We start from the raw sequence: 21,093 nt of genomic DNA, 5'->3' as shown, positions 1-21,093 counted from the left end.
CGACCGCCTGCACGCCGGCTCATGGCCGCTCCCGGGTGAACGCGAGATTCCCGAGCACCACGCACCAGAACACCACGAGCGATACCGCAATGCCGGTCGACGGCGCATACATCACCAGCGTGCGCGGCATGACGAACGGCGCGGCGACGATCGCCGCGACGATCAGCACCTGCTTGATCATGATGAGCCGGTAGCGCCGCACGGCCAGGAGCCACGTGCTCAGCCCCGCATCGACGAACGTGGCGATCGCGCAGCCGGTCGCGTAGATCATGATCGGCACGCCCTGCACGAACGCGGGCCCGTAGATCATCAGGAACACCTTGCGGCCGACGAAGTAGCTGCCGACCCACGCGGCACAGCCGACGAGGCCGAGATAGAGACCGAGCTTCAATGCCTTGGCGCGCACGAGCGGCTCGGTCCGCGCCGAAAAAACCATGCTCGGCGCCAGGGCCAGCGCCAGCGTCGTGCCGACCGAATTCCATTGCTCGACCAGCGACGCGGCGGACGCATAGATGCCGAGATCGGCCTTGGACACCAGCACGCCGAGCAGCAGCCGATCCATGCGCAGTACCAGCACGCTGGCCGCAATGGCCGGCCAGATCCGCAGCCCGCGCACGACCAGCGCTTTCGTGACGGCCGCGCTGCCGCGAAACGATTTCGGCGTCTTCAACGCCAGCTCGCGATAACGGCTGAACGGCGCCGCGGCCGCCACGCAAGCCTCGAGCGGCCATGCGAACGCGGCGACGATCACGCCGAGCGACGCGTGTGCCGCGATGTACAGCCACAGCACCCGCACGCAGCTGGCGTACGCCCGCGCCCGCGTGATCACCCACGGCTTCGATTCGGCGTAGGCCATCAGCGAACCGAGCGCGATCGGCTCCACGATCAACGCAAAGGCCGCGATCAACGTGAGCTCGGATACGCTCGACGGCCGCATGACGATCACCACGACCCCCATGAACAGCAGCATGACGGCCAGCGTCAGCGTGAGCCGCAGGCGGAACGCGCGGTAGACGACCATGTGCCGCAGGCGCGGGTGCTTGCCGAGGATCGGCTGGATCACCTGTGCGCCGAAAATCAGCGCGACGCTGCCGATCACGTAGGCCAGCGACAACGCGAACTGCAGCTCGCCGAACAGCCGCGCGCCGTAGATGTTCGCAAACAGGTGATTGCTCGCGATCGCCGCTAACGCACCGATGATCTTTTCGCACACCACGCCCGCGAACGACGAAAACAGAAGCCTGACGAACGCGTTCAAGATGTCCCCGTCCGCATCGCATCGGCGTGCACGCGCCGCGCGTCGACGCAATGCCACCAGATCAGCGCGATCGCCAGATAGAACAGCGTGCGTGCGCCGAACAAGGTCCAGTAATCGCCCTGTTGCATCGCATAGGTCGCGTAGGCGAAGATCTTCGTGGCCAGCCACAGCATCACGACCCCGCCGCGCATCGCGACCAGGATCAGCATCGCGCTCGCCACGCCGTAGATCGCGCCCGTCAGCGCAATGAACAGCGCGCCGCCCGCATAGCCGAACCAGTAGACCGGCACCGCCATGTTGCCCATCGTGAACGTCACGTCGTCGAACACGTAGGCCTTGAGGATCTCGGGCGTGCCGTACGACAGCATCAGGTCGCGCAGCCCGCTCACCGGCGCATCGCTGAAGAACGTCGGCTCGGTGAACGAACCCAATGAATCGACGAAGCGCCCGAACGCCGCCATGCCCCCGAACGTCGGCGCGCCGAACAGGTGTGCGTCGCCGTCCACCACGTACCACGCCTGCCCCTGTTCGAGAAACCGCGACACCACCGTCTCCGCGACGTCGAGCCCCTGCCCCCGGTACGCGTAGAACACCGACACGCTGCCGATCACGAGTGCGATGAGCGAGCCGATTCCCAGGTAGCGCATCACCGGCTTGCCGTTCATCGCATGGATCGCGATGAACGGGATCAGGACGGTCAGGCATACGTGCAGCACGGCCATGAACTGTTCGCCGTGCAACGCTTCCAGCACCAGGTCGACGACGAGCAGGCACACGGACGTCCAGCGTACGACCCGCGCCGAACTCGTGCAGAAGGTGCCGAGCAGCACCGCGACGAAGGTCTGGTTGTTCAGGAACAGGTTGAACAGCGTGCTGTTCGACGCGTCGTTGCGCAGCGCGTAGCGATTCACGCCGCTCAGCACCGCGAAGCCGCCCGTCAGGCCGGCCAGCACGCCCGTCGCGAGGATCGCGCCGACCAGCCCCAGCCCGAGCGCCACGCTTATCGGCTGAAGCGTCATCCGCGCGCGGATCGGCGGATGGCCGGAGCGTGCGTTCAGGATCCGGTCGAACGCGAACAATGCGCATGCGATGAAAACGACATAGAACGACAGCAGCCGGCTGAACGCGCCGTTCGCGACGCCGAAGATGTCCGTTTCCCGCAGGAATCCACCGGACTCGATCCCTACGCCGGCAACGAACGCGGTCAGTCCGATCACCAGCGTGTACAGGATCGACACGGCGAACGCCGGCCGCGCGACGATCAGCGCGATCACGCCCGCGACCGCGACCAGCAACGTGCAGGTCGCACTCGGTTCCATCGCGCCGAGCGCCGGCAGCATCGCATTGACGCTCAACGCGAGCACGAACAGCGTCGATACGGCCACGCCCGTGAGCGCCGCGGTTCGGCCGCCGGCCTGAATCGTTCGCATCGCCGCCTCTTTCACGCTTGTGCCCGGCCGGCGCGCGGCCGGCCATGCACGGCGCGCTCCAGCGCATCGTGCAGTTGCGCGCTGACCGCGCCGGACGAAAAACGCCGCGCGTTCGCCCGCCCGGCGCTCACCAGCCCGGCGCGCAGCGACGGGTCGCCGGCGACGCGTTCGATCTGCCGGCCCCATTCGGCGGCATCCATCGCATCGGCGACGGCCACGAACGACTCGCCCATCGTGTAGCGGTACACCGGCAAATCGGACGCGACGACCGGCACGCCGACGAATTGCGCCTCGATCACCGTGCGACCGAAGCCTTCGTGCAACGTCGGCGATACGTACAGATCCGCCGCCTGGAAAAAGTAGCCGAGATCCTCGTCGCCGACGTTCTCGACGAAATGGGCGGCGATGCCAGCCTGCGCGGCAATGCTGCGGCATTCGTCGCGGTTGGCCTGGTTGTGCGCGCTGCCTACCCGCAGCACCATCACGTCCTTGCGTTCGAGCGACGCGAGCGCGCGAAACAGCGTCGCATTGTTCTTGCGCGTCTCGTCCGAGCCGACGTTCAGCACCACCAGCGCGTCGCCGACGTCGATGCCGAAGCGCGCGAGCAGCATCGCGCGCGCCCGTTCGCGCACCGCGGCGTCGATCGGCGCATAGCGATCGTCGAACGCATTGGGAACGACCTGTATCCGGTCGGCGCGGATGCGCAGCTCCGCCAGCGCTTCCTGCGCGGTCACGCCCGACGGCGCGAGCACCACGTCCGCGGTCGCGATCAGCGACTGCGTCAATCGCATGTACGCATTCTTCAACTGCTCGACGACGCCGCGCACCTGGCCCGGACGCTGCACATGATGCAGCACGATGCCGACGCGGCCGCCCGCCCACCGGATCAGCGGAATCATGAAGGCCAGGTCTTCCTGGTACAGCATCACGAAGTGTCCGGCGCGCGCCGCCGCGATCGCACGCAGCGGATACAGCACGAACTGCGTCCAGTACCGCAGGAATGAACGCGGCTCGGCCGGAATGTCGACCGGCTCCACGTCGAATCCCGCCAATGCCGGGATGAAATCGATACATTTGAGGCTGTATCGCATGACGCCGTTCCAGCTCACCGGCCGCGGGCCGAGAAACCACACGACCCGCACCGCGGGCGACTCGCGCCGCAGCCCGTCGTTGCCCGCCATCGAATCGCTCATGCGTTGCACCTCCTCGCCCGATTGCATCGACGCCTCCCGAGCGGTCAGGCGCGCGCCGCGGCGAAGCCGGCGCCGATCCGGCGTACGCCGTGCAACGGCGACGGCTCGAACCCGTTGAACACCAGCCCGTCGATGCGCACACCGATCTTGCGCAGGCTGTCGAGCGCGTCCGCCATGCCGGCCGAGTTCGCCGAACCCTGGCGCGCCACCAACAGCGTCATGTCGGCCACGCGCGACAAGGCCGCGATGTCGGCCACCGGCAGCACGGACGGCGCATCGACGATGACCATGTCGTAGCCGCTGCGCAACGACACGACCAGCTTGTCGAGACGCGCGACGTCGAACAGGTTGCGCGTCGACGCGCGCTGAGTGCCGGCGGACAGCGCATCGAGCTTCCCGGCCACGCGCGTGATCGCCTCGTCGGCCGGCAGCGCGCCCTTCAGTACGTCGGACAAGCCTGGCGTCGCGGCGACCGGCAGATAGCGATGCAGCGCCGGCGCGCGCACGTTGGCATCGACGATCACCGTCTTGAGCCCCCTCTCGGCGAACAGGTACGCGAGGTTGGCGGCAATCATCGATTTGCCCTGCGCGGGCGCCGCGGACGACACCAGCACGACCTTCGCGTCGCCGCCATAGGCCGCCAGCCGGTGTCGCAACGTCAGCGCCAGGCTGTCCATCGCATCGGCCAGCGGTTCGTCGGCCGACTCCTGCGTCGCGATGAAGGCCGGCGTGCGATTCGCATCCGCATCGGCCTGACGGCGCGATTTCGGCAGGACGCCGAGCATCGGGATGCCGAGCGCCGCTTCCAGCTCATTCGGATCGCGAATGCGGCCGGCCAGCAGCGCACGGCCCTGCGCCGCGAGAAACCCGAGCATCAGCCCGATCACCGCACCGGCGAGGATCGCGATCAGGCGCTTGGGCCGGATCGGCTTGTCGCTCGCGACCGCCTTGTCGACGATCGATGCGTTGCCGACCGTGCCGGCCTCCGCGATCTGCAACTGCTGCGTATTGTTCAGCAATCCGACATAGAGCTGGTTGTTGACCTCGACGTCGCGCGCAAGACGCAAGTACGTCTGCTGCTGCGACGGCAGGCGCGCGGCCTTGTCCTTCAACATCGCAGCCTGCTTGTCGAGTTCCTTCAGCTTGTTGGCCGCCGCAACGACCTGCGGCTGCCCCGGCACGTATTTCGACAGCAGATCCTGATACTCGAGCCGGGTTTCGAGCCGCGACTTGTCGACGAGCGCCAGTTGCTCGACCAGCAGCCGGATATCGCCCTGCGCGTCGATCGACCCCTGCTGGTTGCGAAACGTGTTCAGCGCCTGCTCGGCCTGTTGCAGCCGCGCCTTGACGATCGGCATCTGCGCGTTGAGGATCGTGAGGCTGCGCTCCGCATCGTCGGCACGGCGTCTCGCATTGAAGTTCAGGTAGGCCGCGGCGATCGCATTGAGCATGCGTGCGGCAAAGACGGGGTCGGGATCCTCGAAACTCAGTTGCATGATGCCCGACTGGCGCTTCGTCTCGATCACGCCGAGTTTCTTCAGGATCGCGTCGAGACGCACGTCGGTGGCGATGCGCCGCACCCTGAATTGCGCACCGGGGCGCGCGACGATCCGTGCGACGTCCACGCGATAGCCGTCGTTCGCACTCGGCACGCCGACCACACCGCTCAGCACCACCTGGCCGCCGCGGTCCGTCAGCTGGAAGCGGTTGCCGTCGAGATAGTCGAACGTCAGCGGCTTGCCGATCTGCGCGGCCGGCACCTCGAACGTCCTGAACTCCAGACGCTCGCCGCCCCAGGCCCACGACGACATCCCGAGCGGTGCGTCGACGAGGCCGTTCGCATCCTTCGGCAGGAACGAACCGATCAGCCCGCCGACGATCGGAAACCGGTTCTCGACCGACACCTCGGCCTGTGCGGCCGTCGCGTTCATCGCTTCGAGAACGACCGAGCGCGAACGGACGATGTCGATTTCGCCGACCACCGCCGAATTCTGGATATCGAGCGCCTTGGAGATCGACGACAGCGACCCCAGTGCGCTGGGCTTGTTCTCCTCGATCTGGATCAACATGTCGGCCGAATACACGGGCGTCGCCGCGATCGCATAGACGATCGCGAGCAGCAGGCAGGCCGCGAACACGGCCGCAAACAGGCGCCCGTTGTCGAGCACGTTCTCCAGCAAATCGATCGGCGACAACCGCGTCGCATGTCCGGCAGCCTGTTTCGGTTCGTTCTGATGCCCGGTCAATGCAGGTCGGTCCATCTTCATGCTGAACTCCAGAATGGAAGATCCGGCTGGCTTCGCCGCCTTACGCGCGTTGTGATTCACGTTCATGTCTTTGAAAATCCGGCTGGAAACCCTTCGGTGCCGGCCGGAGCGCACTGCGTCGGGAGCCTGGATGCCTCGCGCTTGCCCGATCGGCGCAACGGCCGGCAAGCCGTCGTCGAGTCCTCGTTCGTTTCATCTCGGCATGCAGCCGTCGAGGCTGCGACCCGCTATACACCCGCCGCGACGACACCCGCGGGTTGCAGCGCCGCACCGATGTCGGACAGCCGCGCGACGACGCCGGCTACCGGATCGGCTCGCACCGGGCCGGGCCGGTCGCCCACGAACAGGAAACGGCGCCCGACGCCGGCGCGCGCACCGGCCTCGAGATCGGACGGCTTGTCGCCGACCAGGATCGACGCCGACAGGTCGAGGTCGAGCTCGCGCCGCGCGTCGTGCAGCATCCCGGGCTGCGGCTTCCGGCATGCACATGCCTGCCGGTAGCGGCCCATCCCGGCCACCGGGTGATGCGGGCAAAAATAGACACGGTCGATTCTTGCGCCACGCTCGTCGAACCTGCGGCGCATCCAGTCCATGAATGCGGCGAACTGCCACTCCGAAAAATATCCGCGGCCGATCCCGGCCTGGTTCGTCACGACGATCACCTGGTAACCGTTCGCATTGGCCAGCCGCACGAGATCGAAGATGCCGTCCACGAACACGCAGTCCTGCGGCCGGTGGACGTAGCCGTAGTCGATATTGATCACGCCGTCGCGATCCAGGAACAGGGCTTTACGCTTCACTGGTTCCGGTCTCCAGCATCGGCGGAATCGCGGTCTGCGCGCGCCGGTAGTCCGCCGGCACGCCGATGTCGATGAACGACGTGACCTCGGGAAATACGCGGATGTCGAGCGCGTCGGCGCGTTCGGCCAGGAAATCCTGCTCGAACGAGAATTTCACCGGCAGCGCGAAACCGAGCAGCCTGCTCGCGTCGACGACATACGTGCCCGCATTGATGTAGCCCCGTGCCGGCCGCTTCTCGCGGAATGCCGACAGCCTGCGCGACGTCGCATCGAATTCGAGCGTGCCGTAGCGCGACGCATCGTCGACATACGTGGCCGCCACGACGAGATCGGGGCGCGTCGCACGATGGAACGCCGACAACGCGCGCAGATCCAGGTTCGACCACGTATCGCCGTTCATCACGATCATGTCGCGCGCGCCGTGAGCCTTCAGCGCATGAACGATCGCGCCGCCGGTACCGAGCGGCTCGTCTTCCTCGATCACGGAAATCGCGATGCCGAAGTCGCGCGACGTCACGAACGACTTGATCGGATCACTGCCGTAGCCGAGCGACAGCACGACCTCCGTCACGCCCTGCTGCTGGAGCCCGCGCAGCATCCAGCCCAGAAACGGCTCGCCGTCGATCGACGCGAGCGCCTTCGGCAGTGCGTCGCCCAACACGGGGCGCAGCCGCGTGCCGAGGCCGCCGGCCAGGATCAGGCAGGGCAGCATCGCGTTCATGCAAAGATCCGCTCTTCGACGATGCCGCAAATGATGTGGCCGCATACGAGATGCCCTTCCTGGATCTTCGGGGTCGACGCGGACGGAATCTCGATGCAGATGTCGGCGCGCGTGCGCATCTCGGCCGCGCCGGGTCCGTTGCCCGTGAAGCCGACGCAAACCATGCCGGCCGTCCTGGCCACTTCCAGCGCGCGGAGAATGTTCGGCGAACGCCCCGACGTCGAATACGCCCAGAAGACGTCGCCGGGGCGCCCGGTCGCCTGAATCTGACGCTCGAACAGCTTCTCGTAACCGTAGTCGTTGCCGATCGCGGTCATGACCGAGCTATCCACGGTCAGCGCGAACGCCGCAAGCCCCGGCCGGTCGAAGTTGAAACGGCTGACGAATTCGCCCGCGATATGCTGCGCGTCCGCGGCGCTGCCGCCGTTGCCCGCGAGCAGGATCTTGTTGCCTGTCCGTAGCGCTTCCGTCACGCGTTCGGCCACCTGTTCGATCCGCGCCACTTGCTCACGGTCGGAAACGAGCGCCGTCAGCACCGACAGCGTCTGGCGAATTTCGCTCTCCACGCCGATCGTCATTGATTCTTTCTCCACGACTGCGCACCGATGTCGGTGAACGTACAGTTGAGCACCTGGCCGTTGATCCCGTTGTACGCGTCCAGCGCGCGCATCACCGCCGATCGTTCGACCGGATCGACGAAGAACATCATGAAGCCGCCGCCACCCGCGCCGGACACCTTGCCGGCCTTCGCGCCGGCCCGGACCGCGACGCGGTACAGATCGTCGATCATCGAGTTCGAGATGTTCTTCGCCATCCGCTTCTTCGATTCCCACGCGTCGCGCATCGACGCGGCGAACGCTTCGAAATCGGCACGCAGCACGGCTTCCTTCATGCGTACCGCTTCATCCTTGACCTCGTGCAACGCGGCCAGCGAATCGACGACGCCTTCCGTCACGTTGCTGCTCTGTTCCTTGATGATGTTGGCCGACTCGCGCGATACGCCGGTGTAATACAACACGAGCGACGCCTCCATCTCGGCCTTGATTTCCTGCTTGATCCGCAGCGGATTGACGATCACGCGATCGCCGTAGAACTCCATGAAGTTCAGTCCGCCGAACGTCGCCGCGTATTGATCCTGCTTGCCGCCGGCGAGCCCGAGATCCTCTCGTTCGATGTCGTGCGCGAGGTGTGCGATGTCGTATTCGCCGAGCGGCAGCGACAGCAGTTCGCAGAATGCCCTGACCAGCGCAACGACGATCGTCGACGACGAGCCGAGCCCGGAGCCGGGCGGCGCTTCGGAGCACGTCGTGATCGTGACGGCCAACGGATGACCGCCGTGGAAATCCCGCACGATCCGGTTGTAGACGCCCACATGCAGCCCGAGCCCCTTCTGCACGTCGAGCACCGGCGACACCGGGCCGATCCAGCGCGTATCCGTATCCGCGGCCACCAGTTCGACCTTCGCGTCGTCGCGCGGCGCGATCGACGCATACGCGAACTTCTCGATCGTGACATTGAGCGCCAGACCGCCGAACCGGTCCGAATAAGGCGGCACGTCAGTTCCGCCGCCACCCAGACCCAACCGCAAAGGCGCCCTCGAACGGGCAATGAAGCGTGTCATGAAATCTCTCGCAGACAGTGAGTCGGACGCCGGCACGATGCCGTTCGCGCCTCCGCACATTCGGTCGGGAATGCACGACCATGTTCGTTGGCGCCACTATGCGATAGATGTCCGGCGCGCTGCGTGCGATGGCTTACATTAAGCCGCCACCGCTCGATCCAGGCGTTCAACCTGCGTTACGCTCTGTTCGCGAGCGGCACGGCGACGTGCGAACCTGCGTCGGAATCGCCGTCACGTCCCCGCCACGCATGACGACTTCCTGCCGTCATTGGCAATGTTTGACAATCGATGCCGGGAGCCGCCTCGCCGTGAACGACGCGCGGATCGCCGTGCGCCCGAATGCCGCCCGCGAGTGTCGTCACGATGTGCAGAACGAAGCGAAGGCGCGACAGGCACTTCGATTCGATCCGGATAACGTAACAATCGATTCAACGATGCTGGACACAAAAATGAAAATCGCTCAACCGCTGGACTCCGTGGCGCCGGGCCACCCTCGCACCGTCATGCGCCGCATGTGCATGGCGTTCTCGTTCGCGACCATCGCGACGCTGTCCGCCTGCACGGTGCCGGGGCAGCACATGAATTCGACCGCGTTGCCGGTCACGACCGCCGACAACGGCGACGTCACCAGCGACATGCAGGTGCCGGTCAAGCAGATCGACCTGACGCAGATCGAGCAGATTCGCGCCGCACAGAAACGTGCGCCGGGCGCGACCATTGCGCCGAACCTGTTCGCGAAGGCGGACATGTACCGGATCGGCGCCGGCGACGTGCTGCAGATCACGGTGTGGGATCACCCCGAATTCGCGACGGCCGCCGGCCAGCCGGTGCAGAACACGAAGGCCGCGGACGCCGCGCCCGGCTTCGTCGTCGACGGCAACGGCAACGTGCAGTTTCCGTATATCCCGCGGCCGATCCACGCGGCCGGGAAAACCGTCGCGCAGCTCCAGCACGAGGTCAGGACCGAACTCGCCAAGGTGTTCGTGAAGCCGCAGGTCACGGTTCGCGTCGCGTCGTTCCGCGCCACGCAGGTCTACGTCGACGGCGAAGTGCGTAATCCCGGTGCACAGCCGATCAACGACATTCCGATGACGCTGATCGAAGCCGTCAGCCGCGCGGGCGGCTTTGCGCCGACCGCGGATCAGAGCCGCATCACGCTCACCCGCAACGGCACGATCTATCCGCTGAACGTCGCGCAGATGATGAAGACGGGAAAAAACCCGTCGGACATCATGCTGAAGCCCGGCGACATGCTGCATGTGAGCGCGCGCGACGACAATCCCGTGTACGTGATGGGCGAAGTGGTCAGGCCGCAAGCCGTCGCGCCGCTGCGCGACGGTTCGCTCACGCTGAGCGAAGCGCTCACGCAGGCCGGTCAGCTCAACCAGCAAACGTCGAATGCCAAGCAGGTGTTCGTGCTGCGCAAGGCCGCCGACAGCGCACCCGTCATCTATCACCTCGACATGCAGTCACCGGTGTCGATGCTGCTCGCGAACCAGTTCCCGCTCGCGTCGAAGGATGTCGTGTATGTCGACAACACCGGGCTCGTCCGCGCAAGCCGCGTGCTGAACCTGCTGCTGCCGGCGATCAGCGCGGGATTGACCGGCGCACTCGTCACGAAGTAGCCAGGCCGGCCGCACGCGGGGAGCGGGTTCGCATGACACCTCCCCGCGTTCGATGCGCACGCAACGAATCGGCCGCCATCCCGACGCACTCCTCCGCAAAACCGCTTGCCTCCAAGTACTTCTTACCCGCCCCGCCTCCGCCGTCGGGAACGATGACCGCCTTTCCACCCCGCCGCGCGCCCCTACGAAATAAAGATCGCACGTATCGGTAGAAACACCGATGCTGTAGTCAAACTACATTCATACCATTTGTCGTTGCAGAGAATCGCTACATCCGATTCGACAGTGTCGGGCGGCCTACGCGTCGCCGCCCGCATTGACCGGTCGAGCCCAACCGGCCGTAACGATTCCCCGCCTGGCCTGGCATGCCGACGCGCAACCACCCTGCATCGCCAGCCGAATGCGTCCGGTGCGAATCCACCGGGCGCGCGCAGCTCCAGACATCATCCGAACAACCGGCAATACGATCATGGAGAGCAACATGCGGGACACCCTCTGGCCGGCCGTCGTGCTGGCAGCGACCCTCTGCACCACCGCCTACGCCGGCGACGCCGATTTCAATGCGCAGGGCGACGCCACCGACGCGTTCGCATCGGCCGCCGCGCAACGGCGCGCCGACCTGCTCGTGCGCAAGATGACGCTCGACGAGAAACTTCAATTCATTCATTCGCAATACGAAATGTCGAAGGTGCCGGGCGGCGGCGCCGGCTACATCCAGGGCGTGCCGCGGCTCGGCATTCCCGATCTGAACATGGTCGATTCGGCGACCGGCTCCGGCAGCACGTCGCAGGCCAGCACGACGTTCCCGGCGACGATCGCGATCGCGGCGAGCTGGGATCGCCGGCTGTCGTACGACTTCGGCAAGCAGGTCGCGATCCAGTTGCGCGCGCAAGGATTCGGCATGGGCCTCGGCGGCGGCACCAACCTCGCGCGCGAGCCGCGCGGCGGCCGTCTGTTCGAGTATCTCGGCGAGGATCCGTTACTGGCCGGCGACCTGCTCGCCGAACGCACGCTCGCCACGCAGCGACAGAAGGTCATCGCCACGATCAAGCACTACGCGGGCAACGAGCAGGAGCACGGCCGGATGGGCGGCAATACGCAGATCGACGAACGCACGCTGCGCGAGCTGTATCTGTTGCCGTTCGAGATCGCCGCGAAGCGCGGCCGGCCCGGCAGCGTGATGTGCAGCTACAACCGCCTGAACGGCACCTATGCGTGCGAGAACTCTCATCTGCTGAACGACGTGCTGAAGAACGAATGGGGCTTCCAGGGCCAGGTGCAGTCCGACTGGGGCGCGACGCACAGCACCGCCGCCGCGATCAACGCCGGGCTCGACGAGGAAGAGGACGTCGGGCCGAGCGTCTACCTGACGCCCGCGGCCGTCAAGCAGGCGATCGCGAACGGCTCGGTGTCGACCGCACGCCTCGACGACATGGTGCGCCGCAAGCTCGCCGTGATGATCCGCGTCGGCGTGATGGACGATCCGGCCAAAGGCGGCGGCACGATCGATTTCGCGGCCGGCAACCGGTTCGCGCAGGCAGCCGCCGAGCAGTCGATCGTTCTGCTGAAGAACGACGGCAACCAGTTGCCGCTCGTCGCGTCGGCGCTGTCGCGCATCGCCGTGATCGGCGGCCATGCGGATGCGGCCGTGCTGTCCGGCGGCGGTTCGGGCAACACGCGCGATCCCGTATCGGGTTCGTTCGCAGGCTGCGGCGGCCTGACGTTCGGGTCGTCGACCGGCTGCAGCTGGTGGCGCAATCCGTGGCTCAAGGTCGACGTGCCGATCGTCGCCGCAATCCGCGCGTTGGCGCCGGCCGCGCAGGTCACGTATGCGGGCAACAGCGACCAGCAGTCGCCGTTCCGCGCGTACACGCAGCAGGAGATCGACCAGGCCGCGGCGCTCGCGGGCCGCTCTGACGTCGCGATCGTCGTGGTCGCGCAGCCGGCCGGCGAGGATTTCGGCGATCTGCAGAGCCTGAGCCTCGCGAATCCGTCGAACCAGGATGCGCTCGTCGAAGCCGTCGCGCGCGCGAATCCGCATACGATCGTCGTCGTCCAGAGCGGCAACCCGGTGCTGATGCCGTGGAAGGACAACGTGTCGGCCATCGTCGAGGCGTGGTATCCGGGCGAAGCCGGCGGCAAGGCGATCGCGAACGTGCTGTTCGGTGCGGTCAACCCGTCCGGCAAGCTGCCCGTGACGTTCCCGGCGCGCGATCAGGATTCGCCGACGTGGGGGCAAAACGGCACGTTCGAGACCGACCCGGTGTACGCGGAAAAGCTGAACATGGGCTACCGCTGGTATGACGCGCGCAACATCAAGCCGATGTTCGAGTTCGGCTACGGCCTGTCGTATACGCACTTCGCGTATTCGGGTCTGTCGGTGTCGAAGCAATGGGACGGCTCGCTGAGCGTTGCGTTTACCGTGCGCAACGACGGGCGCGTTGCCGGCGCGGAAACGCCGCAGGTCTATCTCGGCGTGCCGTACAAGGACGAGCCCCCGAAGCGGCTGGTCGGCTGGGAAAAGATCCGGCTGAATCCGGGCGAAGCGCGGCGTGTGCATGTGACCGTGTCGCCGCGGATGCAGAGCGTCTGGGATACGTCGCGCAACGGCTGGCGGGTCGTCCCGGGCGGGACCGTGTACGTCGGCGCGTCGTCGCGCGACATCCGCTTGCAGGGCCACTGACCGAGCGACGATGAAGCGACCGGGGGCGCCATGCATCGCAGGCGCGGCGCTCCCGCATCAACCATCGCTGCGCCGAAGCGCTTACCTGAGCAACAGCGCCAGCAGCGTCGAAAGCGCCGCAATCGCGGCGATCCCCGCTACCACCCCCGCCAGATGCGCGGCAATCACCACGCCGGCCGGCAATCGCGACGCGATGCCGGCCATCACGCGCCGCCCGCTTCCAGCGTGTCGAGCAGCGGCTTCGCCAGATGCAGGACCTGGTACACCGTGCCCGCGCCGCCGTCATCCGGTTCGTGTTCCGTCACGAGCGCACGCGTCAGCCGCCAGCGCAGCGGATCGACACTGACGGCCGCCGCAACCACGCCCTGCCGAGCCGCCGCGTCGCGATTGCGTGCGATCTCCCGCGCCAGTGTCGCGTCGAGATCGGCGTCCGCCGGGATCTCGATCGTTTCCAGACGAGCGAAACGTCCCGTCGACGCACTGCCCTTGCGTGCGTCGAGCACAACCTGCGTGTCGATCGGCGCGCGGCCGAAGCTGTCCGTCACGACCCGAAAGCGGCCGTCCGTCACGAACCGCGCAAACGCCTGTTCGTTGCGCCACAGGTAAAACGACGCATAGCCGTTTTCCGTCGCGCCGTGACGGCCGGCCTCGCGCAGCAGGAAGCCCTTGAACAGCAGGTCCGGCGTGTCGTTCCACAGCCGGCCGCGCTCGTGCACGCGATTGCGGATGATGTCGAGGTCGTAGTCCGCCGGCAGGCGGTGCACGTAGTACGCGGTCAGCATGATCGACTCCTGGCGAAAGAAATCCACGGAATTCCGGACGACATGAAGGCAGCGTAGAAGACCTTGAATCATTTGAAAAGGCGATGGCAGAATATTTCAATGATTCGATTCTGAAATGAATGAGGGTGCGATGAAAACGCTCGACGTCGAGGCCGTGCAGGCATTCGTGCTGACCGCCGATCTCAAGAGCTTCACGCGGGCCGCGGAAGCGCTGGACACGACGCAGTCCGCGGTGAGCCTGAAGATCAAGCGGCTGGAAGACGGGCTCGGCCGCCGCCTGCTGGAACGCACGCCGCGCCAGGTTCGCCTGTCGGCCGACGGCACAGCGTTCCTGGAACCGGCGCGCGAACTGGTGGCCGCTCACCACGGCGCAATCAGCGCATTCGGCACGAGCCAGCGACGGTTGGTCATCGGCGTCAGCCACCATGTCGTCGGCGCCGATCTCCCGATGCTGCTGCGGCGGATGAGCGAAGCGGAGCCGGCGCTCGTACTGGAGATCCGCGTCGCCACGTCGCGCGACGTGCTCGAGGCGTTCGATCGCAGCCAGCTCGATGCGGCCGTCGCGCTGCAGCACGACAGCCGGCGGCTCGACGGCGAAACCATCCTGTCGGAGTCGTTCGGCTGGATGGCGGCGGCCGATTTCGAGCACCATCCGCCGCAACCGCTGCGGCTCGCCACGCAGGCCGAACCATGCAGCGTGCGCCGCATGGCGGTCGACGCGCTGGACCAAGCCGGTGTCGCATGGACGGAAGTCTTTGTCGGCGGCGGCGTGGCGACGATCGGCGCGGCGGTGTCCGCGGGGCTTGCCGTCGCGGCGCTCGGGCATCGCGTGGCGCCCGCCGGCACCGTCGACGTAGGTGCGCGGTACGGGCTGCCGCCGCTTCCCACGCGCGATGTGGTGCTCCACTCGAATCTGACCGATGCACGAGCCAGGCAGGCGCTGCGCACGCTGGGCGCGGCGCTACGGTCGTCGGTTGGCGTGCGTTGATGCCGCGCGCGGGTTCGACGAACCGACTTGAACGCCTCGCAGGAAAGCGACATGCATGCGCCGGACGAACCGGTGAACGAACGTGACTCCGCGCTTGCGTCCTCGATCGAGCGGGCGACGGCAGCGAGTCGCCGTTGCGAGATATTGCAGGTCGGTTGGTCCTCTTCGCGCACCCGGAATACGCATCCGACGCCATCCCGGTCGGCCGTGTATCCGACTGACGAATAACCGCCCATTGCCCCGCATCCCGGTTGACGAGCCAGATCCGCTCGCTGCCGTGAAATTCGATTGCAACGCGCGACCGTACTCCGCGACAGGTCGAGCCGCCCCCATCGATCCCCGGCGCGCTTCGTCGATTCGTATCCGGCACGTCGCCTGAACCGTGTTGTGCCGGCATCGAAATGCCTCGACGCGCGCCACGGTAAAATCGCGTCTTCGCCCCGCGCATGGGCTGACGATATCCATCCGCCCCCGGGCCAACGTCAAAAGCATCCACCAGCCATCATCGCCTTGATTTCCCAACGCTTTCCGCGTGGCGACGCATGAGTTACTCGCTCGCCACCGCCTACACCCGCGAACTCGAAATCCGCAAGAGCCGTTTCATCGCGTATGCCGTTCCCGTCGAGGATCGCGATGCCGCGATGCAGGTACTGCAACGCCTGCGCGACGAGCATCCGGCGGCCACCCACGTGTGCTGGGCGCTGCTGGCGGGCGGCCAGTCGGGCATGTCGGACGACGGCGAGCCGTCGGGCACCGCGGGCCGGCCGATCCTCGAAGTGCTGCGCCATCACGACCTCGACGGCGTGCTCGGTGCGGTCGTGCGTTACTACGGCGGCGTGAAGCTCGGCGCGGGCGGGCTGGTGCGGGCGTACACGGACGCGATCGCATCGGCGCTGCTCGATGCCGAGCGCGTCGAGCGCATCCGGCACACGCTGCTCGCGATCGAGATCGGCTACCCGGAGGAGGCGCGCGTGCGTCGCTGGATCGAACAGGCCGGCTACGCGCTGGTGGACAGCGCGTACGGGATGACGGTGAAGCTCGTGATCAAGCTGCCCGAAACCGCCGAAGCCGCGGCAAGAGGCGAACTGTTCGATCTGACGCAGGGGCGCTCGGGGTTTCCGGAGATTTGAGCCGTTGCGGCGACAGGCCCGAGCGGCGCAAGCCTGGAGCGCTCGGCGCGCGTCGTTTTCCCCAATGCGTCGGAATCGCGCCGTTTCGACGGCGTCGACGCATATCGACGCGCACCTAGAAGCACGCTGTCGAGGCTGTCCGTCCGACACTCCGAAAGACGGTAAGACCTGGTCGGGCCGAATCGCCCGCCGTCAAGCGGCCACCCCGAAAAAAACGCGCCGCATCGAGCGGCGCGCTTCATCGCATCGCGATCGACCGGCGCGAACCGATCAATAAATCTCCGGCACGATCATGCTGTCGGGCACCGGCCGACGAATGTAATCCTCGTGATGCTCGCGCTGCGGCAGATCGATGGTCGGGCGCGGCACCTCGTGATACGGCACCTGGCCGAGCAGATGGTGAATGCAGTTCAGCCGCGCGCGCTTCTTGTCGACGGCCTGCACGACCCACCACGGCGCCTCGGGAATATGCGTGCGCTGCAGCATCTCTTCCTTCGCGGCCGTATAAGCCTCCCAGCGGCGGCGGCTTTCGAGGTCCATCGGGCTCAGCTTCCACTGCTTCAGCGGATCCGCGATCCGGCTCTGAAAGCGCATCTCCTGCTCGTGATCGGTGATCGAGAACCAGTACTTGACGATCTGGATCCCGCTGCGCACGAGCATCTTCTCGAACTCGGGCACCGACCGGAAAAATTCCTCGTACTCGTCGTCGGTACAGAAATTCATCACGCGCTCGACGCCCGCGCGGTTGTACCAGCTTCGGTCGAACAGCACGATCTCGCCGCCTGCCGGCAGATGCGCGACATAGCGCTGGAAGTACCATTGCGTGCGCTCGCGGTTGTTCGGCGCGGGCAGCGCGGCGACCCGGCACACGCGCGGGTTGAGGCGCTGCGTGATGCGCTTGATCGCCCCGCCCTTGCCGGCCGCGTCACGCCCCTCGAAAATGACGACGAGCCGGTGCCCGGTGTTCACCACCCAGTCCTGCAGCTTCACGAGCTCGCCCTGCAAGCGGAACAACTCGCGGAAATATTCCTTGCGCGCCTGGCGACGCTCTGGCGAGAGCAGCAGGTTCCCGCTGTCGTCGAAGCGGCGGTCGTCGAGCTCCATTTCGAGCTCTTCGTCGTATGCGTCGACGAGATCCTCCTCGAAACGGCGCTGGCGCGCTTCCATCGAGTTCGTATCGGTACGGTCGTCCGTCTCGGTGCGGGTATCGTTGTCGCCCATGGGGCCTCCTTCCATCATTGACGCAGCCAAACTCGGCCATTATCCCAGCGTCGCGCGTCAAATTCATGAAAACAGGCGGCCACGCCCATCGAAAGCGGCATGCGGGCAACCCGCCGCCCGCGCGCGCGACTCCCGCCGGCTCGCCGCGCGTGGGTCGGGCGGCGGCGGCACGACCGTGTCATCCGGCCCCGGTACGCGCCCGCCCTGCGAACGCAACGCCGGTTTCCTGACCGACAGCCCGGTTTTCCGGCCGACGCGCAACACGTGTGCCTCATCCGGTTCGAAGAAGAAATCGTCGCCCCACTGTCGCAGCGACGAGCAACGGAAACAGCCTGCGCGCGCGATCTGGGGAGACGCCGACCGAACATTTGGCGCCGAACACTTCCTGCCGCTCTTTACCGCACTGTTTCCATCCGCGCCGATCGAGCGGCTGGCTGTCGGGCACGACTGCTTCGAGGACGCGCGCGATGCCATTGCCGCGCGGATCGCGGGGCATCATCCGAACGACCGGCTGAAAAAATTCGGCGGCCGGATCGAAACACCGGCTGCCGAACGGCGCGCGCGGCCGCTGTCGCCGACGCGCACGCACGCTTCACGTCAACGTCAACGAATGATCCGCGTCACGCCCCGCCCGCGCGGATCGGCCATCGCCTCCGGCGTCTTGCCGTCGATCTTGATGACCTGGATGTCGCCGCTGAAATCCTGCCCCTTCAGCGTATAGCCGCGCGCCTCGATCTGCTTCGCGAGTTCGCCTTCGATCGGGTGGTACGGCTCCCAGAAGATCGTGTTCGGCGGCAGCAACTGGTGATGGAAACGCATCGCGCCGACGGCTTCCTTCAACGGCATCTTGAAGTCGTAGATGTTGTTGATCACCTGGAAGATCGACGTGAAGATGCGCGAGCCGCCCGGCGTGCCGATCACGAGCGACACCTTGCCGTCCTTCGTCATGATCGTCGGCGACATCGACGACAGCGGGCGCTTCTTCGGTTCGATCGCATTCGCGTCGCTGCCGACCACGCCGAACATGTTCGCGACGCCCGGCTTCGCGGAGAAGTCGTCCATCTCGTCGTTCAGCACGATCCCGGTGCCGTCGGCGATCACGCCCGAGCCGAAGTAGCCGTTGATCGTGTACGTGTTCGACACCGCGTTGCCCCACTTGTCGACCACCGAGAAGTGCGTCGTTTCGGCCTTCTCCGGCATCGTCGTGCCGAGGCCGGGCTGCACGCTCTTCGTGTCCGACGGCTCCTTCGGGTTGACCTCGGCCGCGCGCTTCGCGATGTACGCATCGTCGGTCAGCTGCGCGATCGGCACCTTGTAGAAGTCGGGATCGCCGAGATACTGCGCCCGATCGGCGAACACGCGTTTCTCGATTTCCGCGACGAGGTGGATGTACTGCGGCGAGTTGAGCTTCACGCCCTCGAAGTCCTGCTTCAGGTCGGCCTTCATCTTCAGCAGCTGCACGAGGCCGATGCCGCCGGAGCTCGGCGGCGGCGCGGTGATCACGTCGTAGCCGTTCCACTTCGCCTGCACCGGCTGGCGCCACACCGCGCGGTACTGCGCGAGATCCTCGGTCGTGATCAGCCCGTTGCCGTCGCCGGTCTTCATCGACGCGGCGATCAGCTCGGCCGTCTTGCCCTTGTAGAAACCTTCCGCGCCGCCGTCCGCGATGCGCGTCAGCACGTCGGCGAGATCGGGCTGCTTGAAGTTCGCGCCGGCCTTCAGCCCGGAGAAGTACTTGTCGAAGTTGGTCTTGCCGCCGAACTCCTTCGATGCGTCGACACCGCGCTGCGCGAGCTGCTCGTCGACGACGAAGCCGTCGCGCGCATAGTGGATCGCCGGCGCGAGCACCTGCTTCCATTTCAGCTTGCCGAAGCGCTTCTGCGCTTCCCACATGCCCGCCACGGTGCCCGGCACGCCGACCGCGCGCGGGCCGTACAGGCTCATGCCCTTGACGACGTTGCCGTCCTTGTCGAGGTACATGTCCTTCGTCGCGGCGAGTGGCGCACGCTCGCGGTAGTCGATGAAGTACGGCTTGCCGTCCTTGTAGATCGTCATGAAGCCGCCGCCGCCGATGTTGCCGGCTTCCGGGTACGTGACGGCGAGCGTGAACGCGATCGCGACGGCCGCGTCGATCGCGTTGCCGCCTTCCTTGAAGATTCGCTCCGCCGCATCCGCGCTGTACTTGTCGGCCACCGCCACCGCGGAGCTCGTCAGGACCGCGGGCTGCGGCCCTTTCGCATAGGCGGGCGCGTTCGGCAGGAAGCCGATGCCGGCCACCGTCGCCAGCACGGCGGCGGATGATTTGAAGCGATTCAGCGTAGTCATTGCATGTCCCCCATGTGGATCTCCTTCAGGCGCGACGAGCACCTGATCCGTGGATGGCCGCTGGCGCGCCGACGGCCATATGCCGGCTTCGTAGTATAGGGGGACAAAAAGGGTCGAACACACGGCGGCGACGAAAGCGTGCCGGTTGTGTACGCGTGCTCACGTTGCGGCGCCGCGACGCGCTTGGGGATCGGTCGACCTTCCGCTACGGTGCACGCCATCGCGCAATGCACAAAACCGAAAGTTGCGAACCGTGCGGCGGCCCTCGCCGCCGATGCAAAAAAATCTGCGAACGACCCGCCCGCGGCACAGGCCGATCTGCGAAGATAGCGCCCCGCTTGCGCGCCGCATCATCGTTTCGTGCACGCGCCGCTTCACGTTTCCCCGTCTCGCTTCCTATGGCATCACACAATGCGCATCATGCGTCCGGCGTCGCGGCCGGCGTCGCCGCCGCCGTCCTCGTCGCGCAAACCGGCGCAACCGGCCCGTGGCACTCGGGCATGCTCGCCGCGTTCGCGGCGGGCGTCGCGGGCGGCACCGCGCCCGACTGGCTCGAAGTCGCATGGTGGAGCCGCAAGCGCCGCCTGTGGATCACGCATCGCACCCTCACGCACTGGGGCATCGGCTGGGTCGCGCTGCTCGCGCTCGGATGGCACGGGCTCATCCATCATCCGCATCCGCCATGGGCCGCGCCGCTGTTCGGCTTCGCCTGCGGCGGCGTGATGCATCTGCTCGCCGACTGGCCCAATCCGCTCGGCGTACCGTGGATCTGGCGGCGCCACTCGCTCAACCTGTGGAACAGCGGGCATTGCGACCTGATCGTCGTGGCCGCCGCCTGGGCCGGCACGCTGTGGCTCGCGCAATCGCTGTGGTCGCGTGCGCCGCTGATCGAACACTGGCTCGGCTGGCTGCATCGCGTCTAGTTGCAATTCGATACAAATCGGCACGCGATCGGCATGTCAACGTGCACGCAACTTTCCGTCCATTGAAAGCGCGCTGCAGGCCCCCATCTGACGGTGAATCGTCGGCACGCATGGCCGGCACGCACC

Annotated in this window: 17 protein-coding genes and 1 pseudogene; 6 read left to right on the top strand and 12 right to left on the bottom strand. The window is 66.4% G+C overall.

All coding sequences use genetic code 11. The features are described from left to right. Window positions 1-19: 19 nt before the first annotated feature. The 8 genes from WS89_RS02520 to WS89_RS02490 all read right to left on the bottom strand — a co-directional run bounded on the left by WS89_RS02520 (window position 20) and on the right by WS89_RS02490 (window position 9,290). Window positions 20-1,258 (bottom strand): hypothetical protein, encoded by a 1,239-nt coding sequence (locus WS89_RS02520; RefSeq protein ID WP_082741767.1) that lies wholly within the window; start codon window positions 1,256-1,258, stop codon window positions 20-22. After that, the gene (locus WS89_RS02515) at window positions 1,255-2,688 is read right to left on the bottom strand and encodes a DUF6418 domain-containing protein (protein WP_059789707.1); all 1,434 of its coding nucleotides are present in this window, start codon (window positions 2,686-2,688) and stop codon (window positions 1,255-1,257) included. Before WS89_RS02515 ends, WS89_RS02520 begins: the two co-directional genes overlap by 4 nt. Before the next feature lie 11 nt (window positions 2,689-2,699). Next, a complete protein-coding gene (locus WS89_RS31635) occupies window positions 2,700-3,881 on the bottom strand; it encodes a glycosyltransferase (RefSeq protein ID WP_179949836.1) in 1,182 nt (393 codons plus the stop codon). A 44-nt stretch (window positions 3,882-3,925) separates the two neighbouring features. After that, window positions 3,926-6,148, bottom strand: coding sequence for a GNVR domain-containing protein (locus WS89_RS02510; protein WP_082741788.1), 2,223 nt, complete (start codon window positions 6,146-6,148; stop codon window positions 3,926-3,928). Window positions 6,149-6,375: 227 nt separating this feature from the next. After that, complete coding sequence (gene gmhB, locus WS89_RS02505; protein WP_059789395.1) at window positions 6,376-6,948, bottom strand: D-glycero-beta-D-manno-heptose 1,7-bisphosphate 7-phosphatase; 573 nt, start codon at window positions 6,946-6,948, stop codon at window positions 6,376-6,378. Beyond that, window positions 6,938-7,669: a nucleotidyltransferase family protein gene (locus tag WS89_RS02500; protein WP_257128103.1), complete on the bottom strand. Its 732-nt coding sequence runs from the start codon at window positions 7,667-7,669 to the stop codon at window positions 6,938-6,940. Before WS89_RS02500 ends, gmhB begins: the two co-directional genes overlap by 11 nt. Further along, the gene (locus tag WS89_RS02495) at window positions 7,666-8,247 is read right to left on the bottom strand and encodes a D-sedoheptulose 7-phosphate isomerase (protein WP_059500698.1); all 582 of its coding nucleotides are present in this window, start codon (window positions 8,245-8,247) and stop codon (window positions 7,666-7,668) included. The genes WS89_RS02500 and WS89_RS02495 overlap by 4 nt, the downstream gene beginning before the upstream one ends. Then, complete coding sequence (locus WS89_RS02490) at window positions 8,244-9,290, bottom strand: GHMP family kinase ATP-binding protein (protein WP_034206207.1); 1,047 nt, start codon at window positions 9,288-9,290, stop codon at window positions 8,244-8,246. Before WS89_RS02490 ends, WS89_RS02495 begins: the two co-directional genes overlap by 4 nt. A gap of 449 nt (window positions 9,291-9,739) precedes the next feature. Here WS89_RS02490 and WS89_RS02485 point away from each other — a divergent pair, with 449 nt between their 5' ends. Next, entirely contained in the window at window positions 9,740-10,915 is a 1,176-nt protein-coding gene (locus WS89_RS02485; RefSeq protein ID WP_059789706.1) for a polysaccharide biosynthesis/export family protein, read from the top strand. Window positions 10,916-11,396: 481 nt separating this feature from the next. Beyond that, complete coding sequence (locus WS89_RS02480) at window positions 11,397-13,598, top strand: glycoside hydrolase family 3 C-terminal domain-containing protein (protein WP_059500872.1); 2,202 nt, start codon at window positions 11,397-11,399, stop codon at window positions 13,596-13,598. A gap of 81 nt (window positions 13,599-13,679) precedes the next feature. On the opposite strand, the gene WS89_RS34490 is transcribed toward WS89_RS02480, so the two are convergent. Further along, window positions 13,680-13,802 (bottom strand): hypothetical protein, encoded by a 123-nt coding sequence (locus WS89_RS34490; protein ID WP_257128102.1) that lies wholly within the window; start codon window positions 13,800-13,802, stop codon window positions 13,680-13,682. Then, window positions 13,802-14,380, bottom strand: coding sequence for a DUF4865 family protein (locus tag WS89_RS02475; RefSeq protein WP_179949847.1), 579 nt, complete (start codon window positions 14,378-14,380; stop codon window positions 13,802-13,804). The genes WS89_RS34490 and WS89_RS02475 overlap by 1 nt, the downstream gene beginning before the upstream one ends. A gap of 130 nt (window positions 14,381-14,510) precedes the next feature. On the opposite strand from WS89_RS02475, the gene WS89_RS02470 reads away from it, so the two are divergent. After that, entirely contained in the window at window positions 14,511-15,368 is an 858-nt protein-coding gene (locus tag WS89_RS02470; protein WP_059789392.1) for a LysR family transcriptional regulator, read from the top strand. Between the two features lie 542 nt (window positions 15,369-15,910). Beyond that, window positions 15,911-16,498 carry an IMPACT family protein gene (locus WS89_RS02465; protein WP_059500702.1) on the top strand — a complete coding sequence of 196 codons (588 nt, stop codon included), beginning with the start codon at window positions 15,911-15,913 and terminating at the stop codon, window positions 16,496-16,498. A 270-nt stretch (window positions 16,499-16,768) separates the two neighbouring features. Here WS89_RS02465 and ppk2 read toward each other — a convergent pair whose 3' ends face one another. Next, window positions 16,769-17,719, bottom strand: coding sequence for a polyphosphate kinase 2 (gene ppk2, locus WS89_RS02460; protein WP_059789391.1), 951 nt, complete (start codon window positions 17,717-17,719; stop codon window positions 16,769-16,771). Window positions 17,720-18,041: 322 nt separating this feature from the next. Between ppk2 and WS89_RS31630 the strand changes: the two are divergent. Continuing rightward, a pseudogene (locus WS89_RS31630) lies at window positions 18,042-18,234 on the top strand (alpha/beta fold hydrolase); the annotation flags it as partial. An 88-nt stretch (window positions 18,235-18,322) separates the two neighbouring features. Here WS89_RS31630 and ggt read toward each other — a convergent pair. Then, window positions 18,323-20,044 (bottom strand): gamma-glutamyltransferase, encoded by a 1,722-nt coding sequence (gene ggt / locus WS89_RS02455; RefSeq protein WP_011547886.1) that lies wholly within the window; start codon window positions 20,042-20,044, stop codon window positions 18,323-18,325. Window positions 20,045-20,442: 398 nt separating this feature from the next. Here ggt and WS89_RS02450 point away from each other — a divergent pair, with 398 nt between their 5' ends. Then, the gene (locus tag WS89_RS02450; protein ID WP_059789390.1) at window positions 20,443-20,967 is read left to right on the top strand and encodes a metal-dependent hydrolase; all 525 of its coding nucleotides are present in this window, start codon (window positions 20,443-20,445) and stop codon (window positions 20,965-20,967) included. Window positions 20,968-21,093 lie beyond the last annotated feature (126 nt).

Source organism: Burkholderia sp. MSMB1072 (genome assembly GCF_001524725.1).
Lineage (GTDB): Bacteria > Pseudomonadota > Gammaproteobacteria > Burkholderiales > Burkholderiaceae > Burkholderia.
The sequence above is the reverse complement of the archived record's forward strand: the minus strand, read 5'-3'. Positions and strand labels throughout refer to the sequence as shown.

Excerpts from the sequence above, each read along its gene's own strand:
- WS89_RS02515 (WP_059789707.1), bottom strand. The coding sequence starts at position 2,688 with ATGCGAACGATTCAGGCCGGCGGCCGAACCGCGGCGCTCACGGGCGTG.
- WS89_RS31635 (WP_179949836.1), bottom strand. The coding sequence starts at position 3,881 with ATGAGCGATTCGATGGCGGGCAACGACGGGCTGCGGCGCGAGTCGCCC.
- WS89_RS02510 (WP_082741788.1), bottom strand. The coding sequence starts at position 6,148 with ATGAAGATGGACCGACCTGCATTGACCGGGCATCAGAACGAACCGAAA.
- WS89_RS02500 (WP_257128103.1), bottom strand. The coding sequence starts at position 7,669 with ATGAACGCGATGCTGCCCTGCCTGATCCTGGCCGGCGGCCTCGGCACG.
- WS89_RS02495 (WP_059500698.1), bottom strand. The coding sequence starts at position 8,247 with ATGACGATCGGCGTGGAGAGCGAAATTCGCCAGACGCTGTCGGTGCTG.
- WS89_RS02490 (WP_034206207.1), bottom strand. The coding sequence starts at position 9,290 with ATGACACGCTTCATTGCCCGTTCGAGGGCGCCTTTGCGGTTGGGTCTG.
- WS89_RS02485 (WP_059789706.1), top strand. The coding sequence starts at position 9,740 with ATGAAAATCGCTCAACCGCTGGACTCCGTGGCGCCGGGCCACCCTCGC.
- WS89_RS02480 (WP_059500872.1), top strand. The coding sequence starts at position 11,397 with ATGCGGGACACCCTCTGGCCGGCCGTCGTGCTGGCAGCGACCCTCTGC.
- WS89_RS34490 (WP_257128102.1), bottom strand. The coding sequence starts at position 13,802 with ATGGCCGGCATCGCGTCGCGATTGCCGGCCGGCGTGGTGATTGCCGCG.
- WS89_RS02475 (WP_179949847.1), bottom strand. The coding sequence starts at position 14,380 with ATGCTGACCGCGTACTACGTGCACCGCCTGCCGGCGGACTACGACCTC.
- WS89_RS02470 (WP_059789392.1), top strand. The coding sequence starts at position 14,511 with ATGAAAACGCTCGACGTCGAGGCCGTGCAGGCATTCGTGCTGACCGCC.
- WS89_RS02465 (WP_059500702.1), top strand. The coding sequence starts at position 15,911 with ATGAGTTACTCGCTCGCCACCGCCTACACCCGCGAACTCGAAATCCGC.
- ppk2 (WP_059789391.1), bottom strand. The coding sequence starts at position 17,719 with ATGGGCGACAACGATACCCGCACCGAGACGGACGACCGTACCGATACG.
- ggt (WP_011547886.1), bottom strand. The coding sequence starts at position 20,044 with ATGACTACGCTGAATCGCTTCAAATCATCCGCCGCCGTGCTGGCGACG.
- WS89_RS02450 (WP_059789390.1), top strand. The coding sequence starts at position 20,443 with ATGGCATCACACAATGCGCATCATGCGTCCGGCGTCGCGGCCGGCGTC.